Raw genomic sequence first — 19,537 nt, 5'->3', positions numbered from 1 at the left:
TAAGAATAGCAGATGGCTGATATAGTATTCCATGATTTCAATACTGGTGTGCGGTGAGGAGAAGTGAGTATGATATTTTTCATGGTAGTGGGAGGGGAGCCGGAGAGACACACACAACGGCTTATTATAGATGAAAATCTGATCGTGCGGATTGGGCAGGATGACCGGTCCGCGCTTGAGGAATTCTATACCCTGACGGAGCGTGTACTGTACAGTTACGTCCTGGCGATCGTTAAAAATCCGTATGATACTCAGGATGTTGTACAGGACACCTATTTAAAAGTACGGGCATCCGCGCATCTGTATCAGAAACAGGGGAAGCCGATGGCGTGGCTTTTTACGATCGCCCGAAATCTCGCCATGGACTTATTCAGGCGGAATTCCCGCTTTTTATCAGAAGAAGCATTTGAGATGGAAGACACGATGGAATATTCTTATGTGACAGAAATCACAGACAGACTGGTTTTAGAGACAGCCATGAATATTTTAACAGAGCGGGAGCGGCAGATTCTTTTGCTTCACCTGGTGGGGGGAATCCGACACAGAGAGATTGCTGCGAATCTGGGGCTTCCGCTGTCCACGGTCTTGTCCTGCTACCAGCGGACGCTAAAAAAATTGAGACGATATCTGGAAGGAAAGGAGTAAGGGCGATGAGTAAAAAAATGGAGACACCACAAATCAAAAAATCGCTGAACCGGGCAGTAGACCAGCTTCCTCAGCCTTCCCTGCAAAAAATAATGGATACACCAGTGGTAAAAATGGAACAGATGGACACCGCCACCAGGCAGGAGCCATGGAAAAACAGCTGGCTCCACAAATTGTGCAGTCCGGCACAGGTGCGGCATGTGGCAGCCGTATGTGGCTGCCTGCTATTCTTTTTTGCAGCGGGTATCGGCGGCGTATACTCCTATGAAAACATACTGGTAGACAGTATTGTAGACATGGACGTGAATCCAAGCTTTGAATTGAAAATAAATAAAAAAGACAGAGTCCTTTCCTTTACACCTCTGAACGAGGACGCAGCTCAGGCGGCAGAAGGACATACGTACAAGGATTGGAACGTTGAAGATGCGGTTAAGGATTTATACCGGATTATGGAAGAAAAAGAGTATCTGACAGATGATCGGAGAACTGTTTTAATTTCAGTAGAAAATAAGAATCCGAACCGTGTAAGCCAGCTCCAGAGCCAGTTAAGCGACTGTATCAGAAAAACAGCCGAGGAGAGTAAAAAAACGGTCCGTATAGTGACACAGGAAAAGAAAAAGGATCAGGCATTGAATCAGACAGCCCAAAATTATCACATTTCCAGTGGTAAACTACAGTTTATCCGTATGATGACAGCGGCTTATCCGGATCTCGACGAAAAAACTTTGTCAAAGATGTCCATGGAAGAACTTTACCGCATTATCTTTGATCGTGAAAAGGAAAAACCGGCATGGCTCCAGATGGACGAGGAAGACTGGAATGAGTATAAAGAAGAAATGAGAAAAGAGAAATACGGCGATGGAGATACAGATGACCATGATTCAGACGATGGGGATTTGACCGATAAAGATTCGGATGACCATGATTCAGACGATGAGGATTTGGCTGATAAAGACTCGGATGACCATGATTCAGATAATAAAGATTCACGCAATAAGAATAAGAATAAGAATAAGAACACCCGAGATACAGATGATAAGGATTCCGACGACAAAGATTCGGATGCCCGGGCTTCCGTTGATAAGAATTCAGCAGGTAAAGATTCCGACCACGGGGATTCGGCCAATAGGAATTCCGAAGGCAAGGACTCGGAAGACCGAAAATCAAATGACCGGGACTCTGACGACGATGATTCCAAATCGAAAGATGATGAAGACAGCGACGATGACGATGAACACCAAAATTCTGATGACGAACGCGATGACGATTAAGACTCCACTCCATAAACACCCCGGGCCACGGCAGGTATTCCTGCCGTGGCCCGGGGTTATTTTAACTCATTTACTTCAATTAATCCAGTTTTGTATAACCGTAGCTGTTTACAATCGCATCCAGCTTGATTCCGTTCTTACAATCCGGACAGTTCTCCGGCTCGGAGAGACGGAAGTCGGGAAGATCGGAAGAATCGAATACCGCATTAACCGGATATCCGTCGATCTCATTGACTGCGGCGAAGATAACGGAGATGCCTTCCAGAATGCCGCCGTAGGATTCGATGCAGCGAATGCTCTTTAAAATAGTACGGCCGGACATCGCGGTAGCGAGAACGACTAATACGTGTTTATCCTTCAGCATATGCTTGATGTTGTCACGAACGACCATCTGTCCGGCGGAATCGAATTCCGGAGTCACGATATAAGTAGTCTTGTGGATATTCGTGGTGGTAACGCCGAGCTCGGATAATTCCTTTGCTACATAGGCGCCGATTACCTCACAGCCATCCATACAGATGATGGTATCGATTGGAGTCTTGGAAGCAAACGCTTTGGAATAATGCTTGAGCTCTTCCGCTCCTACGCCGATCAGCCCTGATAAATCAACACGGTTTACGTATCTCTTCACCATGGATTTGGCAACCTGCTCAGCTTCCTCCTGACGCATCTTCAATGTGGTCATGTCAATGTAGTAGTTAATGTGAAAACGGTCGGATGAAAAATGTCCTTTTGTTACTTTTAAAGCCAGCTTATCATTGTCTCTGGCGCGAATTTTGGTTTCCTGCCCCATACTCATAAAAAACAACCTCCTTTGTCATATTACTTCTATTATAACCGATGTCAACCACAGAAACTATAACAAAGGTTAACTTTTTTCGTTATTCTGAAAAATGATAGCTGTCCAGAAGCTGATTTTTCATGTGCCACAGCTCATTGGAGAGGTCCACATGCACCTCGTGAGGGTTTACAAGACGGCGGGATTCATCCCAGAGCGTATCCAGTTCTTTCTTGCAGTACGCCTGAATGTCCATGACCGCGGGGGATTCGTAAACGCATTCTCCATCTTTAAATACCGGAACCATCAGATCACGGAGATGATAGGTGTTGGGAGCCAGGTGCGTCTTTTTCCAGGTCTCGATGGGATCGAAGAGCAGCAGTGAATTATTTTCATCATATTTTTCGCCCTCGAGGCAGATTAAATCGGCAATGATTTTTCCGGTTTCCCTGCTGTAAATACGCTTGATGCCTTTATTGCCCGGGTTGGTAATCTTCTCGGCATTTTCGGATAACTTGATCTTTGGCACAAATTTTCCGCTCTTCTTATCTAATATGGCAGCCAGCTTATATACGCCGCCGAAGGACGGGCAGTCCTTGGAGGTGATCAGATTCGTGCCGACTCCCCAGGAGTTGATGGCAGCACCCTGGATCTTTAAGCTGTTGATCAGAGACTCGTCCAGATCGTTGGAGGCGGAAATGACTGCGTCTGGGAATCCGGCATCATCCAGCATCTTTTTCGCTTTCTTGGATAAATAGGCAAGATCGCCGCTGTCGAGACGAATTCCGTAGAAGGTCAGCGGGATTCCGGCCTCCTTCATTTCCTGAAATACCTTGATGGCATTAGGAACACCGGATTTCAGCGTGTCGTAGGTGTCCACCAGCAGGATGCAGGCGGAAGGATACAGCCTGGCGTAGGTGCGGAATGCGGTCAGCTCATCCGGAAAGCTCATGATCCAGCTGTGGGCATGAGTTCCCTTGACCGGGACGTTGAACATCTTACCGCACAGAACGTTGGAGGTCCCGATACAGCCTGCAATCATGGCTGCCCTTGCGCCGTAGATACCGGCATCCGGCCCCTGAGCCCGGCGAAGTCCGAATTCCATGACACCGTCGCCGCCGGCCGCATATACGACGCGCGCTGCCTTTGTGGCGATCAGGCTCTGATGATTGATGATATTTAACAGCGCCGTCTCAACGAGCTGCGCCTCCATAATAGGAGCAATCACTTTTACCAGCGGTTCACGCGGGAAGACGACAGTGCCTTCCGGTATGGCGTAAATGTCGCCTGAGAATTTAAAGTGGCGCAAATACTCCAGAAAGTCTTCGCCGAACAGTCCCGTGGATCGCAGATAGTCCACATCGTCCTCTTCGAAATGAAGATCTTTGATATATTCAATTACCTGCTCCAGACCGGCACAGATCGCATAACCGTTGCCGCCCGGATTTGTGCGGTAAAATGCGTCGAAGATTACGGTCTCATTGGCATCCTTTTCTTTAAAATAGCCCTGCATCATGGTTAACTCGTATAGATCCGTTAATAAGGTTAAATTGCGCTGGCTCATATGTGTTCTCCTTCTGAACGTTTAATGTGGGGGCGGAGCAATTGGGACCGTAAGGCCCGGGGACTCTGTCCTTTTTGGACATTATACCATAACTTTACAAAAACGCAACGTGATTGATAAAAAAATAACAATCTATAATATCAGAATAATAGAGAAGAATAACTAAAACAAATGGAGTAAGACAAATAAAATAATAAATATTTCGAATAATTATATACAATTTGACAATTACGAAATAATTTATTATTTTTTTATAAAGAGTCTTGCAAAATGAAGAGAGATACTATATAATAAAGCTATCAAAGGAAAGAGATACAAGATATAGAGAAACCTCCCGGGAACAGGAAGCGGGAAGGATAAAAATAGAAAGAAAAGGAGGTAGATTCCACCGAAAACATAAGTCTCGTCTGATTTCCAATTAGGAAGCGGACAATAGGAAAAACCATTCGGCCACAGTGAAAAGCCATTCCTTCTATGATGAATAAATGCGAAAGCATGGATGAAGTAGCAGGAAAAAATCTATATATCTTTTACATATGCCTATATTTCGTTATAAACTGCAAAGGAAAATTCATCGTATGAGTCGTATGACGAGAAAGTATGATTCGTCCGAACAAAGGTTTCCACATATGTAGCTTACTAACATATAGAAGAATGAAAATGACGATGCAGAGATAAACCAGATGATAGATGAGGCCCGGTAATGGAGTGGCGAAGGTAAAAAATTTCATATAGAGCATCCAGGTACACAAGTATCAGTGACAAAACAAAAAGTGAGGGTAAAGTCCAATGGATGAAGTAGTCTAGGAACGGGTATCGAAGTTCATGTGAATGAGTCGGTACCCGTTTCTATTTGCGTGCAGACGGCTGCCGCAGCAGGACTGCGCAGTTATGAAAAAAAGATTAAGGAAAAATGTAAAAAAACGCTTGACAGAAATAACTGTAACTGATATTATTACAGTATAAGAACTGAAACAAAAAAAGTTACAGAATGGAGCGGATGAGATGATAAAAGGGAAATATTTGATTACGGCGGGAATCGCCGCAGCGGTTTTAGCACTGACGGCGTGTTCGGGCGGCCGGGGGAGTGCTTCCGGCAAGGAGACACAGAAGACGGCGGCGCAGAAAGCGGAGGCCGGTGCGGAGGCCCAGGCTTCACAGTATGTTAAGTTTAAGCCGGAAGAGGCAAAGGAAGTTATGGATTCGGACGATGCGCTCATCGTGGTGGATGTAAGAACTCCGGAGGAGTATGCGGACAGCCGGATTGGCGATGCGATTAACATTCCGGTGGAAGACATCGGAGAGGAGATGCCGGAGGAGCTTCCGGATCTGGATGCGAAGATTATGGTCTACTGCCGAAGCGGCGTGAGAAGCAAAAACGCGGCGGAGAAGCTGTTGGGCCTTGGTTATAAGAATATTATTGATATAGGCGGTATTAAGGACTGGCCCTATGAGACCGTGTCTGGTGATGAAAAATAAAAAATGGTGATAAGAAAGGAAGTTTTGAGATGAAAAAGTATGATGCGGTTATTATAGGATTTGGCAAAGGCGGTAAGACTCTGGCGGGAAAGCTGGCCGGTGAGGGAAAAGCGGTAGCGCTGATTGAGAAATCGGATAAAATGTATGGCGGTACCTGCATCAATGTGGGATGTATTCCATCCAAGTCTCTGGTGAGAAGTTCCCAGATGACGGAAGCAAAGGGAAAGATCTCTTTTGAGGAAAAGGCGGAATTATACAGGACAGCTATTGAGGAAAAGAGACGCGTTACTTCCCTGCTTCGAAAAAAGAATTTTGACAAGCTGAATCATCTGGAAGCGGTGACCATTTATAACGGAACTGCCAGCTTCCTTTCCAATACACAGGTAAATGTAGTGCCGGCAGACGGTTCGGAGGCGTTTACTTTAGAGGGAGATCAGATCTTTATCAATACGGGAAGCGCTCCGTTTGTGCCGTCGATTGAGGGAATAGAGGGCAATCCCCAGGTTTATTTAAGTGAGACATTTATGGATTTGGAGAAGCTTCCAAAGAAGCTGGTCATCATTGGCGGCGGCTATATCGGGCTGGAATTTTCGTCCATGTATTCAGGATTTGGCTCTGAGGTGACGGTCATTCAGAACGAGGCACGCCTGATTCCGAGAGAGGATGAAGATATCGCGGCCGAGATTCAGAAGGTTCTGGAAGAAAAGGGCGTTAAATTTGTGATTGGCGCGGCTATTTCCGGGATCCGGAAAGAAGGCGACTGGTCTTACGTCCATTACTCTGTCGATGGAAAAGAGGGAGATCTGGAGGCGGACGCGATTCTGGTCGCTACAGGAAGAAGACCTAACACGGCAGGATTAAATCTGGAAGCGGCAGGCGTGGAATTGACGGCCCGCGGCGGCGTCAAGGTAGATGACGGCTATAAGACGACGGCTCCGAATATCTGGGCTATGGGAGATGTGGCCGGAGGACTTCAGTTCACCTACGTTTCCCTGGATGATTTCAGGATCGTGTGGTCCAGCCTTCACGGCGGGGCATATGATGCGAATGCGGGCAAGAGAAGCCATATTCCGTACAGCGTGTTCATTGAACCCTCCTTCTCAAGGGTCGGTATGAATGAGCAGGAAGCGCGGGGGGCCGGTCTGGATGTGAAGATCGCCAAACTGCCGGCGGCCGCGATTCCGAAGGCTGCTGTCTTAAACAGAACCAAAGGCCTCTTAAAGGCAGTGATTGATGCGAAGACGAATAAGATATTGGGCGCGATGCTGTTCTGTGAGGAATCTTATGAGATGATCAATATCGTGAAGCTGGCCATGGATCTCGATGCGGACTACACGGTATTGAGGGATCAGATTTATACGCATCCGACGATGAGCGAGGCACTGGGTGACTTGTTTGCGGTCTGAAAAAAACTGGTCTGATGAAACTGAAAAAAATGCTTGACAAATTATGCTTTTTCATATATCTTTGACTTAAGGATAGTTATTGCTTCGGGCAAGCTTGACCTTGTATGATCGGATTTGAGTGGCAGCAGCCATTCTTATTGATGATGCAAGGTCTTTTTTATTTCTAAAATGAATCGGAAGGGGGATTTCGATGATCTTTAAGAAGAGACTGAACAACAATGCAGTCATTGCGGAGGACGAAAAAGGGCGCGAGAAGATACTGGTGGGATGCGGGCTTGGGTTTCAGAAAAAGGAAGGCTCCGAGGTGGAGGAGCAGAAGATCGAAAAGATTTTTTCTCTGGAGGACGCCGGGCAGAGGGAGCAGCTGAAGGAGCTGCTTCAGGAGATTCCTGTGGAACACGTAAAGCTGGCGGACGATGTTCTCTCCTATGCCAGAGTTCATGTGAACAGTAAGATCAGCACGAATGTCATCATTCCGCTGTGCGACCATATTTATATGGCGGTGGAGCGGAAGAAGCAGGGAATCGATGTGAAAAATGTGCTTTTGTGGGATATCAGGCGGTATTATCCCGCGGAGTATGATACGGGACTCTATGCGCTGCGCTGTGTGAAGGAGCGGTTTCATGTAAAGCTGGAGGAAGATGAAGCGGGCTTTATTGCCCTTCATATTGTGAACGCGCAGATGAATTTAAAGCAGAAGACGGTCCATGAGATCACCACTGTCATGCAGGAAATCGAGACAATCGTCCGCATGACCTGTAAAATCAGGCTGGACGCGGAATCTGTCTATTACCACCGCTTCATTACGCATTTGAAATTTTTCGCGGAGCGGATGTTTTCCGGAAAAACGTATGAGGACCAGGAGGTGGCGGCGCTGGCGGAGGTGATCCGGGCGCAGTATCAGGAAGCTTACCAGTGCGGCAGGAAGATTGCCGATTTTATCGGGGATAAATACCAATATACGCTGAGTGAAGAAGAGATTCTTTATCTGAGTATTCACATTGCAAGGATCGTTTCTGTCTCGCGGAAACCGCGGCCATGATTCATAAAAGGAAGGAAAGGAGGAAATCCCATAAGACATAGCGTGATATTTCATTAAGGGCAGTTACATTCAGTTGGCTCGACCTTCAGATTTCAAAGTCACATACCCTGAAGCAAGTGATGGGGTATCAAATATGCAGCACCGTGAGGGGCGGGATATTTGACCCTCGCGGCAGTCGTCAGATGGATCCGCAAGCGCGCCCGCCTGACTCGTTGCTCGCGGTAATCAATAGAAAGATGGAGGAAATGAAATGGGAAAATATGAAGAACTGGCAAGAGAGATTGTCAAATACGTGGGAGGAAGGGACAATGTTACCGGACTTACCCACTGCATCACGAGACTGCGTTTTAAGCTGGCGGACGAAGCCGCGGCCAATGATGAAGCGTTAAAGAACATGGAAGGCGTGGTCACAGTCATGAAGAGCGGCGGCCAGTATCAGGTGGTGATCGGAAATCACGTGGGAGAGGTCTATGAGGATGTCTGCCCGCTTCTCGATCTGGAGAAAGGGGAGGAGACGGCAAAGCCGGAGAAGAAAGAGAAGCTGTTTGACCGGTTTGTGGATACGATCTCCGGTATTTTCCAGCCGATTCTGGGAATTATGGCGGCCTGTGGTATGGTGAAGGGGCTGAACACGCTGTTTGCGGTGCTGGGATTATATCCCGACACATGCGGCGGATACTTAATCATCAATGCGGTGGGGGACGCGCTGTTTACCTTTCTTCCGCTGTTCCTGGGCTATACCTCCGCGAAGAAGTTTGGTTTAAAGCCCATGCTGGGGCTGGCGATCGGCGCGATCATGTGCTATCCGGCGATTCAGGCGGGAAGTATTTCCGCTTCTATGGCTCCGCTCTACACGCTGTTTGAGGGGACGCTGTTTGAATCGCCTGTGTATATCACATTCTTTGGGCTTCCGGTAATCTCCATGGATTATACCTCCACGGTGATTCCTGTTATTTTTATCGTATACTTTGCGTCGAAATGCGAGAAGCTGTTCAATAAGTTTGTACCCGATCTGGTCAAGTTTTTCTTTGTGCCAATGCTGACGCTTTTAGTGGCACTTCCGGCGGGATTTCTGGTTATCGGTCCGGTTGCCACCTTTGCATCCACGATTATCGCGGAGACAGTACTTACAATCAGAAGCTTTTCACCTATGCTGGCAGGAGCCATCGTTGGATTTACCTGGCAGATCCTGGTTATCTTCGGCCTGCACTGGGGATTTATTCCGGTCTATATCAACAATATCATGACCATGGGCTACGACAACGTGATGATGCCGTTCTTTGCTTGTACCTTTGCGACATCGGCCGTGGTTCTGGCTATCTTCATCAAGACAAAGGACAGAAAACTGAAGGAAATGGCACTGCCCAACTTTATTTCCGGTATTTTCGGGGTGACGGAGCCTGCGATCTACGGAATTACACTGCCGCTTAAGAAGCCATTTATCATCAGCTGTATTGCAGGCGGAATCGGCGGAGGCTTCTACGGTTTCTTCAATTTTAGAAAATTTATGATGGGCGGAATGGGAATCTTCGAGTTTCCGGCGATGGTGGAGCCGGACGGTTCCATGGGCAACTTAATCGTGGCTGTGACCGGGGCCCTTCTGACCATGGTGATCGCGTTTGTTATGACGATGATTGTCTATAAAGATAAGAAGAAAGAGGATTCTGCTGAGGACGGCAGAACGGACAGTGGCAGTGCAGACCAGGGAACGGCTGACAACAACCCAGAGTTCGCATCTCATGAGTTCCTGACCATCATGAGTCCCATGAAGGGCGCTGTTATTGATTTAAAAGACGTAAAAGACAGCGCGTTCGCCTCTGGAATTCTTGGAAAGGGGATTGCTGTTCTTCCGGAGGAAGGTCTGGTGGTGTCACCGGTGGACGGAACGGTTGTGACCATTTTCCCGACGCTCCATGCGATTGGAATTCTGTCGGACGAAGGGACGGAGATTCTGATCCACATCGGACTGGATACGGTGCAGCTGGATGGAAAGGGCTTTGAGGCTGCAGCGAAGCAGGGCGATCATGTGAAGGCGGGGCAGCCGCTGATGCGGTTCGATATGGAGCTGATCCGGGAGGCTGGGTTCCTGCTGGAGACGCCGGTTCTGATCAGCAATTATGGGAATTACCAGTCGGTGGACGCCGTTGTGAAGGCCGATGACGCGGTGGAGTATCAGGAACCGCTTTTGCGGATCGTTAAATAACCGGAAAGGAGATCGGAAAATGGGACTGAGTAAAGATTTCCTCTGGGGAGGCGCCACTGCGGCAAACCAGTGCGAGGGCGGCTGGCAGGAGGACGGAAGAGGACTCTCCAATGTGGACGTGTGCCCGGCAGGACCGGACCGTGAAGCAGTGATACGGGGAGAGCACGTATCGCTTGTCTGCGACGGGGAGCACCGGTATCCCTCTCACGAGGCCATTGATATGTTTCACCATTTCCGGGAGGACATACGCCTCTTCGGCGAGATGGGCTTTAAAGTCTACCGCATGAGCATTGCGTGGACGAGGATATTTCCCGGAGGGGAGGAAGAGGAGCCAAACGAGGCGGGACTGCGGTTCTATGAGGAGGTGTTCCGGACGTGTCACGAATACGGCATTGAGCCGCTGGTGACCATCTGTCACTTCGACTGTCCGGTGCATTTAATCGAGAAGTACGGCGGATGGCGGAGCAGGGAGATGATCGGCTTCTATTTGAAACTCTGCCGTACCCTGTTTGTCCGCTACCGGGAGCTGGTGCGGTACTGGCTGACCTTTAACGAGATCAATATGATTCTGCACGCTCCATTCCTGGGCGCGGGACTTCTGTTTCAGGACGGGGACGAGAGGGAAAAACTGAAATACCAGGCCGCTCACCATGAACTGATTGCCAGCGCCCTGGCGGTGCAGATGGCACACGAAATCAATCCGGAGAACAGAGTCGGCTGTATGTTTGCGGCGGGGAGCGTCTATCCGTACAGCTGCAGGCCGGAGGACGTGTGGGAAGCACTGAAAAAGGACCGCGAGAACTATTTTTTCGTCGATGTGCAGGCCAGAGGGGAGTATCCGGCCTATGCAGGGAGAGCGCTTGAGCGGGAGGGCCTTATGCCTGTGATGGAAGACGGGGACGAGAGGATATTGAAGAAGGGAACGGTGGACTTTATCTCCTTTTCCTATTATAACAGCCGCTGTGTCTCTACGGCAGACAGCGCGGAATCGGCGGAGGGCAATCTGTTTGCCTCTGCGAAAAATCCGTATCTGACGTATAGCGAATGGGGCTGGCCGATCGATCCCCTGGGACTTCGGATTACCTTAAACCAGATCTATGACAGGTATGAGAAACCGCTGTTTATCGTGGAAAATGGGCTGGGAGCACAGGATTTTCCCGACGAAAACGGAAACGTTGCAGATGACTGCCGGATCGATTATTTAAAGCGGCATATATGCGCCATGATGGATGCCGCAGAGCTGGACGGCGTGGATTTACTCGGCTACACGGCGTGGGCGCCCATCGATTTGGTGAGCGCAGGCAGCGGACAGATGAAGAAGCGATACGGCTTCATCCATGTGGATCTGGACGACGAAGGCAATGGAACGGGAAAGAGGATGAGGAAGAAGTCGTTCGGATGGTATCAAAAAGTAATAGGGACCAATGGGGAGTGGGCCCGTTACGGGGCAGAATGACGAAAATACGCGACAGATGCCCGAAATTTCGTCTTTTACTTGACATTTCCTCCCATAAAATCTATAATGAGAGGACATATAAGGCATAACCTGCCATTATATTATAGGAAGAAAGACGATGAAAGAGACAGTAGGACCGTGGGAAATCCAAAGCGAGCCGGGGAGGGTGAAAGCCTGGTGAGAGTAGTCATGGGACCGAATATCACTCTGGAGTCTCCGGCTGAAAGCTGTATAAGCGGTAAGCCAGGACGTGGTTCCTACGTTACAGGGAACGCATATGTCAGTATGCTGTAATAGGTGGTTTAGCGAAGCACGGCCTTCGTCCTGATTACGGGACGAGGGTCTTTTTTTCATTAGGAAGCTTATTTATAAAGGAGGTCAAAAGAGATGTATAACAAAGTTCCTACAGATCTAAATTTTGTAGCGAGAGAAAAAGAAGTTGAAAAATTCTGGGAAGATCACGAGATTTTCCAGAAGAGCATCGATAACAGAAAAAAGGCTGAAACCTATACCTTCTATGACGGCCCTCCAACCGCCAACGGAAAACCTCATATCGGCCATGTCCTCACCCGTGTTATCAAGGATATGATCCCGAGATACCGTACCATGAAGGGATGCGACGTGCCGAGAAAGGCCGGATGGGATACCCACGGACTTCCAGTCGAACTGGAAGTGGAGAAGATGCTGGGGCTGGACGGCAAGGAGCAGATCGAGGAATACGGTCTCGAGCCATTTATCAAGCACTGCAAGGAAAGTGTATGGAAGTACAAGGGCATGTGGGAGGATTTCTCCAAGACCGTCGGCTTCTGGGCTGATATGGATGATCCGTACGTTACCTATGAGAACTACTATATCGAGTCCGAGTGGTGGGCTTTGAAGCAGATCTGGGAAAAGGGCCTGTTATACAAAGGCTTTAAGATCGTTCCCTACTGTCCGCGCTGCGGAACGCCGCTGTCCAGCCACGAGGTGGCACAGGGCTACAAGGATGTGAAAGAACGCTCCGCTATCGCCAGATTCAAGGTGAAGGGCGAGGATGCTTATATACTGGCGTGGACGACCACACCGTGGACGCTTCCTTCCAACGTGGCGCTCTGTGTGAATCCTAACGAGTCCTATGTGAAGGTGAAAAACGGAGAATATACGTATTATCTTGCGGAAGCTTTGTGTGATACGGTTCTGAATAGTGAATACACTGTACTGGAGCGCTGCACCGGAAAGGATCTGGAGTTCAAGGAGTACGAGCCGCTGTTTGATTTCGTGCATCCGGCGAAGAAGGCCTTCTATGTGACCTGCGATACGTACGTAACGCTGACAGACGGTACCGGAGTCGTTCATATCGCTCCGGCATTCGGTGAAGATGACTCCAAGGTTGGTAAGAAATACGATCTTCCTTTCGTTCAGCTGGTGGATTCCAAGGGCGAGATGACGAAGGAGACGAAATGGGCGGGCACCTTCTGTAAGAAGGCCGATCCGCTGGTTTTAAAGGATCTGGAAGAGCGGGGCTTACTGTTCTCCGCACCGGTATTTGAGCACAGCTATCCGCATTGCTGGAGATGTGACACGCCTCTCATCTATTATGCGAGAGAATCCTGGTTCATCAAGATGACTGAGGTGAAGGAAGACTTAATCCGCAACAACAACACCATCAACTGGATCCCGGAGAGCATCGGTAAGGGACGCTTCGGCGACTGGCTGGAGAATGTTCAGGACTGGGGCATCAGCCGGAACCGTTACTGGGGCACTCCTTTAAACGTATGGGAGTGTGAGTGCGGCCATCAGCATTCTATCGGAAGTATCGAGGAATTAAAGTCCATGTCTCCTGACTGCCCCGAGACAATCGAACTTCACCGCCCATACATCGACGCGGTGACCATCACCTGCCCGAAGTGCGGGAAGCAGATGAAGAGAGTTCCGGAGGTAATCGACTGCTGGTTCGATTCCGGATCCATGCCATTTGCGCAGCACCACTATCCATTTGAGAATAAAGAGCTGTTTGAGCAGCAGTTCCCGGCGGATTTCATCTCCGAGGCTGTGGATCAGACGAGAGGCTGGTTCTATTCTCTGCTGGCTATCTCGACCCTGATCTTTAACAAGGCGCCATATAAGAACGTTATCGTTCTGGGCCACGTGCAGGATGAGAATGGACAGAAGATGTCGAAGTCCAAGGGCAACGCGGTTGATCCGTTCCAGGCTCTGGATGAATTCGGCGCAGACGCCATCCGCTGGTATTTCTATATTAACAGCGCGCCGTGGCTGCCGAACCGCTTCCATGGCAAGGCCGTCATGGAAGGCCAGCGCAAGTTTATGGGTACTTTATGGAATACGTACGCTTTCTTTGTTCTCTATGCAAATATTGACGAATTTGATGCAACAAAATACAAACTGGAATACGATAAGCTTCCTGTTATGGATAAATGGCTTCTGTCGAAGTTAAATACTTTAATCAAGACCGTGGACACCAATCTGGGCAATTACCAGATCCCGGAGGCGGCCAGAGCACTTCAGGAGTTTGTGGATGACATGAGCAACTGGTATGTGAGAAGAAGCCGTGAGCGTTTCTGGGCAAAGGGCATGGAACAGGATAAGATTAATGCCTATATGACCCTTTACACCGCGCTTGTGACCGTCAGCAAGGTGGCTGCGCCGCTGATTCCGTTTATGACGGAGCAGATCTACCAGAATCTGGTGTGCAATATCGATAAGACGGCTCCGGAGAGCATCCATTTATGCGATTATCCGGAAGCGGATGAATCCTGCATCGATGAGAAGCTGGAAGACAACATGGACGAGGTCTTAAAGATCGTAGTCATGGGCCGTGCGGCCAGAAATACGGCGAATATCAAGAACCGCCAGCCAATCGGCCGGATGTTCGTGAAGGCGCCTCATGAGCTCTCCGTATTCTATCAGGAGATCATCGAGGATGAGCTGAATGTAAAGTCAGTTGTCTTTACAGACGATGTCCGTGATTTCACCAGCTACAGCTTTAAGCCGCAGTTAAAGACTGTCGGACCGAAATATGGAAAACAGTTAAACAACATCAGAAAGGCCCTTTCCGAGGTGGACGGCAACACCGCCATGGATACTTTGAATGAAAAGGGCGCCCTCACGTTCGACTTTGACGGCAGTGAGGTGATTCTGACGAAGGAAGATTTACTGATCGATACGGCTCAGATGGAGGGCTACGTATCGGAAGGTGATAATACCGTTACGGTTGTGCTTGACACGAACCTGACACCAAAACTGATCGAGGAAGGCTTTGTCCGCGAGTTGATCAGCAAGATTCAGACGATGCGTAAGGAAGCCGGCTTTGAGGTTATGGACCATATCCTCATCACCAGCGAAGGCAATGAGAAGATTGCCGGAATCTTTGGCGCGCACGGCGAAGAAATAAAGAGCGAGGTCCTCGCAGAAGGCATCACACTGGGTAAGGCAGCGGGATATACGAAGGATTGGAACATCAATGGTGAAAATGTCACTCTGGGCGTTGAAAAAGTTTAGTAATACGAAGCGAGGATTCTCTCAGATTGAAATAACCGATAGGAGGTCATTCACAATGAGTATGGGATTTGATAAAGAAACCTTTAAGAAAAGCGTTATTTATAACGTAAAAAACGTATTCCGCAAGACGATCGATGAGGCTACTCCGGAGCAGGCGTTCCAGGCAGTTGCCTACGCAGTAAAGGATGTCATCATCGATGAGTGGATTGCAACCCACAAGGAGTATGAGAAGCAGGATGCGAAAACCCTGTACTATCTCTCCATGGAGTTTTTAATGGGCCGTGCCCTTGGAAACAATATCATCAATATCATGGCGCTGCCGGAAGTGAAGGAAGTTTTAGATGAACTTGGCTTCGACTTAAACGCCATCGAGGATCAGGAGCCGGATCCGGCTCTCGGCAACGGCGGCCTCGGCCGTCTTGCCGCCTGCTTCTTAGATTCCCTGGCGACGCTGGGCTATCCGGCATACGGCTGCGGCATCCGTTACCGTTACGGTATGTTCAAGCAGAAGATTGAAAACGGATATCAGATGGAAGTTCCGGATGACTGGTTAAAGAACGGCTATCCGTTCGAGGTACGCCGCGCCGAGTATGCGACGGAGGTAAAATTCGGCGGTTACGTGAGAACTGTCTGGGAGAACGGCAGAGAGCATTTCGTTCAGGAGGGATATCAGTCCGTCCGCGCCGTCCCCTACGACATGCCGATCGTCGGCTACGGCAACAATGTGGTGAATACGCTGCGAATCTGGGATGCGGAGGCAATCAATACCTTCAGTCTGGATTCCTTCGACAAGGGCGACTACCAGAAGGCAGTGGAGCAGGAAAACTTAGCGAAAACCATTGTCGAGGTTCTGTATCCTAACGACAACCACTACGCAGGAAAGGAACTCCGCTTAAAACAGCAGTACTTCTTCATTTCCGCCAGCGTTCAGAGAGCGGTTAAGAAGTATATGGAAAAGCATGAGGATATCCATAAATTCTTCGAGAAGACAGTGTTCCAGTTAAACGATACCCATCCGACCGTGGCTGTGCCGGAATTAATGCGTATCCTGTTGGATGAGTTTAACCTGACCTGGGATGAGGCATGGGCTGTGACGACGAAGACGTGTGCTTACACGAATCACACCATCATGTCCGAGGCTCTGGAAAAATGGCCGATCGAGCTGTTTTCCAGACTGCTGCCGAGAATCTACCAGATCGTGGAGGAGATCAACCGCCGCTTTGTGGAGCAGATCCAGCAGATGTATCCGGGCAACCAGGATAAGATCCGCAAGATGGCCATCATTTACGACGGCCAGGTGCGCATGGCCAACTTAGCTATCGTCGGCGGGTTCTCCGTCAACGGCGTTGCAAGGCTGCACACCGAGATATTAAAGAAGGAAGAGCTGCGTGACTTCTATGAGATGATGCCGCAGAAATTCAATAATAAGACCAACGGCATCACACAGAGGCGTTTCCTGCTTCACGGCAACCCGCTGTTAGCTGAATGGGTGACTGGAAAGATCGGAAGTGAATGGATCACCAATCTGCCTCATATCCACCGTCTGGCGGTATACGCAGATGATCCGAAGTGCCAGCAGGAGTTCATGGACATCAAGTACCAGAACAAGGTCCGCCTGGCCAAATACATTAAGGAACACAACGGAATCGACGTGGACCCGCGTTCCATCTTCGATGTGCAGGTAAAGCGTCTTCACGAGTATAAGCGCCAGCTGATGAATATTCTTCACGTGATCTATTTATACAACCAGCTGAAGGATAATCCCAACCTGGATATGGTTCCGAGAACCTTTATCTTCGGCGCCAAGGCGGCGGCCGGATATAAGAGGGCGAAGCTGACCATTAAGCTGATCAATTCCGTGGCAGATGTAATCAATAACGACAAATCCATCGACGGAAAGATCAAGGTGGTGTTCATCGAGGATTATAAGGTGTCCAACGCGGAGATCATTTTCGCGGCGGCCGACGTCAGCGAGCAGATTTCCACGGCCAGCAAGGAAGCATCCGGTACCGGAAATATGAAGTTTATGTTAAACGGTGCGCTGACATTGGGAACCATGGACGGCGCCAATGTGGAGATCGTGGAAGAGGTTGGAGCTGAGAATGCCTTTATCTTCGGTATGACCTCCGACGAGGTGATCGGCTACGAGAACAAGGGCGGATATAATCCGATGGAGATTTTTAACAATAATTACCAGATTCGCCGCGTCCTGATGCAGCTGATCAACGGCTACTTCGCTCCGCAGGATCCTGAGCTGTTCCGTGACATTTATAATTCTCTGCTGAATACGCAGAGCAGCGACCGCGCAGATACGTACTTCATCTTAAAGGACTTCCCGTCCTACGCGGAAGCGCAGCAGAAGGTCGATCAGGCTTACCGCAATGAGTCCTGGTGGGCAAAAGCGGCTATTCTGAATGTGGCCTGCAGCGGTAAATTCACCTCAGACCGTACGATCGAGGAGTATGTAAACGACATCTGGCATCTGGAAAAGGTGAAGGTAGAAATAGAAGCAAATCAGTAAGGCAGTGCAGAATAAGCGCTTAAGAGAATTACGGTGGGAAAATGCAGCGAGAAGCGCCGTCGGCAGGACGGAACAGCGGGCGGCATTTTCCCACCGTTTTGTTTTTGAGTGCCGTCTGCGGCGGGGATTTGATTTAAAAGAGGAAAGCGGGGGAGAATATGACAGAGAGTACAGTCGGAAAACGGGGATTTGAACCGTCGAAAATAACGATTTACGTGAAAAACAGAGGTATTGTGCTGGAGGAATCGTCCATGGCTCTTGTAAACAGGGATACCGGTCTGATTATGGCCATGGGAAATGAGGCGGAGGAGGCGATGGATGCTCCGCCGACTCCTGCTGTCGCCGTCAATGCGCTGCGGAGGGGAATCGTTGCCTATTTTACATTGTCTTCAAATATGTTCCGTTTTTATTTACACCGGGCTCTGGGATATGATCACTCATTTGTGAAGCGTCTGATCGGTATCTCCATAAAAAAGCCGCGGATTGCAGTGTGCGTGCCGGAGGAACTGACGGAGGTGGAGGCAAAGGCATTTTCAGAAGCCTTTTACCAGGCCGGGGCGAAAACGGTGTATCTCAGCAGTATGCCTTTGGAAACCGCCGTAACCTCTCTGGGGGAACAGTGCTCCGTGTTTGTGGGAATTACATGGAGTGGGAAGGAAAAGGAACGTTTCTGCATAAACGAGAATTGTCCGCATAGAATTTTTTAAAGGAACTTGCGGAGGTTTTTAGTGGCAAAAAAAGTTGTAATGATATGCGTCATGGCATTGCTGCTTCCATATATAATAACCCTGGCATGGACAGGCAGAATCGAGGAAAAGAAGCAGGTACCGCTCATTACCAGCGGAAAAAAGGTGATTCTGGACCGGAAAAACGGGGAATCCTATATGGACGTGGAAGAGTATCTGCCCGGAGTCGTGGCAAAGCAGATTCCGGCGGAGTATGGGAAGGAAGCGCTGCGGGCGCAGGCTGTGATCGCCAGGACGTTTATTTACCAGAAGATGAACGGTCAGGACGAGGTGAAGGAATCGGAGCTTCATATGGAATATCTGGAGGAGAAGCAGATGGAGGCCATGTGGGGAAGCGAGTCCTTTGTGACGTATTTTCAGGCGGTGGAAGAGGCCGTGCGCTCGACGGCGGGCGAGGTGATCACCTATGACGGCAAGCTCATTGAGCCGCTGTTTCACCGGGCCAGCACCGGGATGACGAGAACCGGAGATGAGAGCCATCCGTATTTGCAGGCGGTGGCCAGCAAACGCGATGTGGAGGCGGAAGGCTACCTGACCATGATGACCTGGAGCAAGGAAGATTTTGCCGGCAGGATTAATCAGATCGCCGACAGCGTGCCTGTTGATGCAGGCCAGCTTCCCCAGTCCATTCAGATCATCGTCCGCGACGACGGCGGTTATGTGGGACAGATTCAGATCGGTACAAAGGTGTATACCGGAGAGGAGGTCCAGTATGCGCTGGGGCTGCCGTCTCCGTCTTATACGCTGGAGGAGTACGACGGCGGAATCCGGGCGGTCTGCCAGGGCGTGGGCCACGGTTACGGGCTCAGCCAGTACGGTGCGAAGTGTATGGCGGAAGAGGGAAAGACCGCGGAAGAGATTCTAGGATTTTTTTATAAAAATATTGTTCTGATTTCTGAATAACTCTTTCTCCTTTGGTAAGAATATT

At 49.3% G+C, this 19,537-nt stretch carries 14 protein-coding genes; 12 read left to right on the top strand and 2 right to left on the bottom strand.

Annotated elements, in window-relative coordinates; genetic code table 11:
* Positions 1-69 precede the first annotated feature (69 nt).
* Both H8S80_RS25230 and H8S80_RS25225 read left to right on the top strand, forming a co-directional pair.
* Positions 70-645 carry an RNA polymerase sigma factor gene (locus H8S80_RS25230; protein WP_117632478.1) on the top strand — a complete coding sequence of 192 codons (576 nt, stop codon included), beginning with the start codon at positions 70-72 and terminating at the stop codon, positions 643-645.
* Positions 646-650: 5 nt separating this feature from the next.
* Positions 651-1,916: an anti-sigma-I factor RsgI family protein gene (locus tag H8S80_RS25225; RefSeq protein WP_187049074.1), complete on the top strand. Its 1,266-nt coding sequence runs from the start codon at positions 651-653 to the stop codon at positions 1,914-1,916.
* A 79-nt stretch (positions 1,917-1,995) separates the two neighbouring features.
* On the opposite strand, the gene H8S80_RS25220 is transcribed toward H8S80_RS25225, so the two are convergent.
* Positions 1,996-2,715, bottom strand: coding sequence for a type I phosphoribosyltransferase (locus H8S80_RS25220; RefSeq protein ID WP_002602927.1), 720 nt, complete (start codon positions 2,713-2,715; stop codon positions 1,996-1,998).
* An 82-nt stretch (positions 2,716-2,797) separates the two neighbouring features.
* A complete protein-coding gene (locus tag H8S80_RS25215; protein WP_002602928.1) occupies positions 2,798-4,258 on the bottom strand; it encodes a nicotinate phosphoribosyltransferase in 1,461 nt (486 codons plus the stop codon).
* A 1,005-nt stretch (positions 4,259-5,263) separates the two neighbouring features.
* On the opposite strand from H8S80_RS25215, the gene H8S80_RS25210 reads away from it, so the two are divergent.
* From H8S80_RS25210 to H8S80_RS25165, 10 genes are all read left to right on the top strand, one after another.
* On the top strand, positions 5,264-5,737 hold the full coding sequence (locus H8S80_RS25210; RefSeq protein WP_117632476.1) for a rhodanese-like domain-containing protein: 474 nt from the start codon (positions 5,264-5,266) through the stop codon (positions 5,735-5,737).
* 29 nt (positions 5,738-5,766) lie between these two features.
* Positions 5,767-7,143, top strand: a complete 1,377-nt coding sequence (locus H8S80_RS25205; protein WP_117632475.1) for an FAD-dependent oxidoreductase — start codon at positions 5,767-5,769, stop codon at positions 7,141-7,143.
* Between the two features lie 190 nt (positions 7,144-7,333).
* The gene (licT, locus tag H8S80_RS25200) at positions 7,334-8,185 is read left to right on the top strand and encodes a BglG family transcription antiterminator LicT (RefSeq protein ID WP_117632474.1); all 852 of its coding nucleotides are present in this window, start codon (positions 7,334-7,336) and stop codon (positions 8,183-8,185) included.
* 250 nt (positions 8,186-8,435) lie between these two features.
* On the top strand, positions 8,436-10,388 hold the full coding sequence (locus H8S80_RS25195; protein WP_117632473.1) for a beta-glucoside-specific PTS transporter subunit IIABC: 1,953 nt from the start codon (positions 8,436-8,438) through the stop codon (positions 10,386-10,388).
* Positions 10,389-10,407: 19 nt separating this feature from the next.
* On the top strand, positions 10,408-11,844 hold the full coding sequence (locus tag H8S80_RS25190; protein ID WP_029466701.1) for a 6-phospho-beta-glucosidase: 1,437 nt from the start codon (positions 10,408-10,410) through the stop codon (positions 11,842-11,844).
* A 138-nt stretch (positions 11,845-11,982) separates the two neighbouring features.
* Complete coding sequence (locus H8S80_RS25185) at positions 11,983-12,138, top strand: hypothetical protein (protein WP_181987974.1); 156 nt, start codon at positions 11,983-11,985, stop codon at positions 12,136-12,138.
* Positions 12,139-12,231: 93 nt separating this feature from the next.
* Positions 12,232-15,342, top strand: a complete 3,111-nt coding sequence (ileS, locus tag H8S80_RS25180) for an isoleucine--tRNA ligase (protein ID WP_117632472.1) — start codon at positions 12,232-12,234, stop codon at positions 15,340-15,342.
* A gap of 55 nt (positions 15,343-15,397) precedes the next feature.
* Positions 15,398-17,863 carry a glycogen/starch/alpha-glucan phosphorylase gene (locus tag H8S80_RS25175; protein ID WP_002602935.1) on the top strand — a complete coding sequence of 822 codons (2,466 nt, stop codon included), beginning with the start codon at positions 15,398-15,400 and terminating at the stop codon, positions 17,861-17,863.
* A gap of 158 nt (positions 17,864-18,021) precedes the next feature.
* The gene (locus H8S80_RS25170; protein WP_117632471.1) at positions 18,022-18,570 is read left to right on the top strand and encodes a rod shape-determining protein; all 549 of its coding nucleotides are present in this window, start codon (positions 18,022-18,024) and stop codon (positions 18,568-18,570) included.
* 21 nt (positions 18,571-18,591) lie between these two features.
* Positions 18,592-19,512, top strand: coding sequence for a SpoIID/LytB domain-containing protein (locus H8S80_RS25165; RefSeq protein ID WP_002602937.1), 921 nt, complete (start codon positions 18,592-18,594; stop codon positions 19,510-19,512).
* Positions 19,513-19,537 lie beyond the last annotated feature (25 nt).

The organism is Hungatella sp. L36 (assembly GCF_014288035.1).
The sequence above is the reverse complement of the archived record's forward strand: the minus strand, read 5'-3'. Positions and strand labels throughout refer to the sequence as shown.

Coding starts and splice junctions, on each gene's coding strand:
- H8S80_RS25230 (WP_117632478.1), top strand. CDS start 70: ATGATATTTTTCATGGTAGTGGGAGGGGAGCCGGAGAGACACACACAA.
- H8S80_RS25225 (WP_187049074.1), top strand. CDS start 651: ATGAGTAAAAAAATGGAGACACCACAAATCAAAAAATCGCTGAACCGG.
- H8S80_RS25220 (WP_002602927.1), bottom strand. CDS start 2,715: ATGAGTATGGGGCAGGAAACCAAAATTCGCGCCAGAGACAATGATAAG.
- H8S80_RS25215 (WP_002602928.1), bottom strand. CDS start 4,258: ATGAGCCAGCGCAATTTAACCTTATTAACGGATCTATACGAGTTAACC.
- H8S80_RS25210 (WP_117632476.1), top strand. CDS start 5,264: ATGATAAAAGGGAAATATTTGATTACGGCGGGAATCGCCGCAGCGGTT.
- H8S80_RS25205 (WP_117632475.1), top strand. CDS start 5,767: ATGAAAAAGTATGATGCGGTTATTATAGGATTTGGCAAAGGCGGTAAG.
- licT (WP_117632474.1), top strand. CDS start 7,334: ATGATCTTTAAGAAGAGACTGAACAACAATGCAGTCATTGCGGAGGAC.
- H8S80_RS25195 (WP_117632473.1), top strand. CDS start 8,436: ATGGGAAAATATGAAGAACTGGCAAGAGAGATTGTCAAATACGTGGGA.
- H8S80_RS25190 (WP_029466701.1), top strand. CDS start 10,408: ATGGGACTGAGTAAAGATTTCCTCTGGGGAGGCGCCACTGCGGCAAAC.
- ileS (WP_117632472.1), top strand. CDS start 12,232: ATGTATAACAAAGTTCCTACAGATCTAAATTTTGTAGCGAGAGAAAAA.
- H8S80_RS25175 (WP_002602935.1), top strand. CDS start 15,398: ATGAGTATGGGATTTGATAAAGAAACCTTTAAGAAAAGCGTTATTTAT.
- H8S80_RS25170 (WP_117632471.1), top strand. CDS start 18,022: ATGACAGAGAGTACAGTCGGAAAACGGGGATTTGAACCGTCGAAAATA.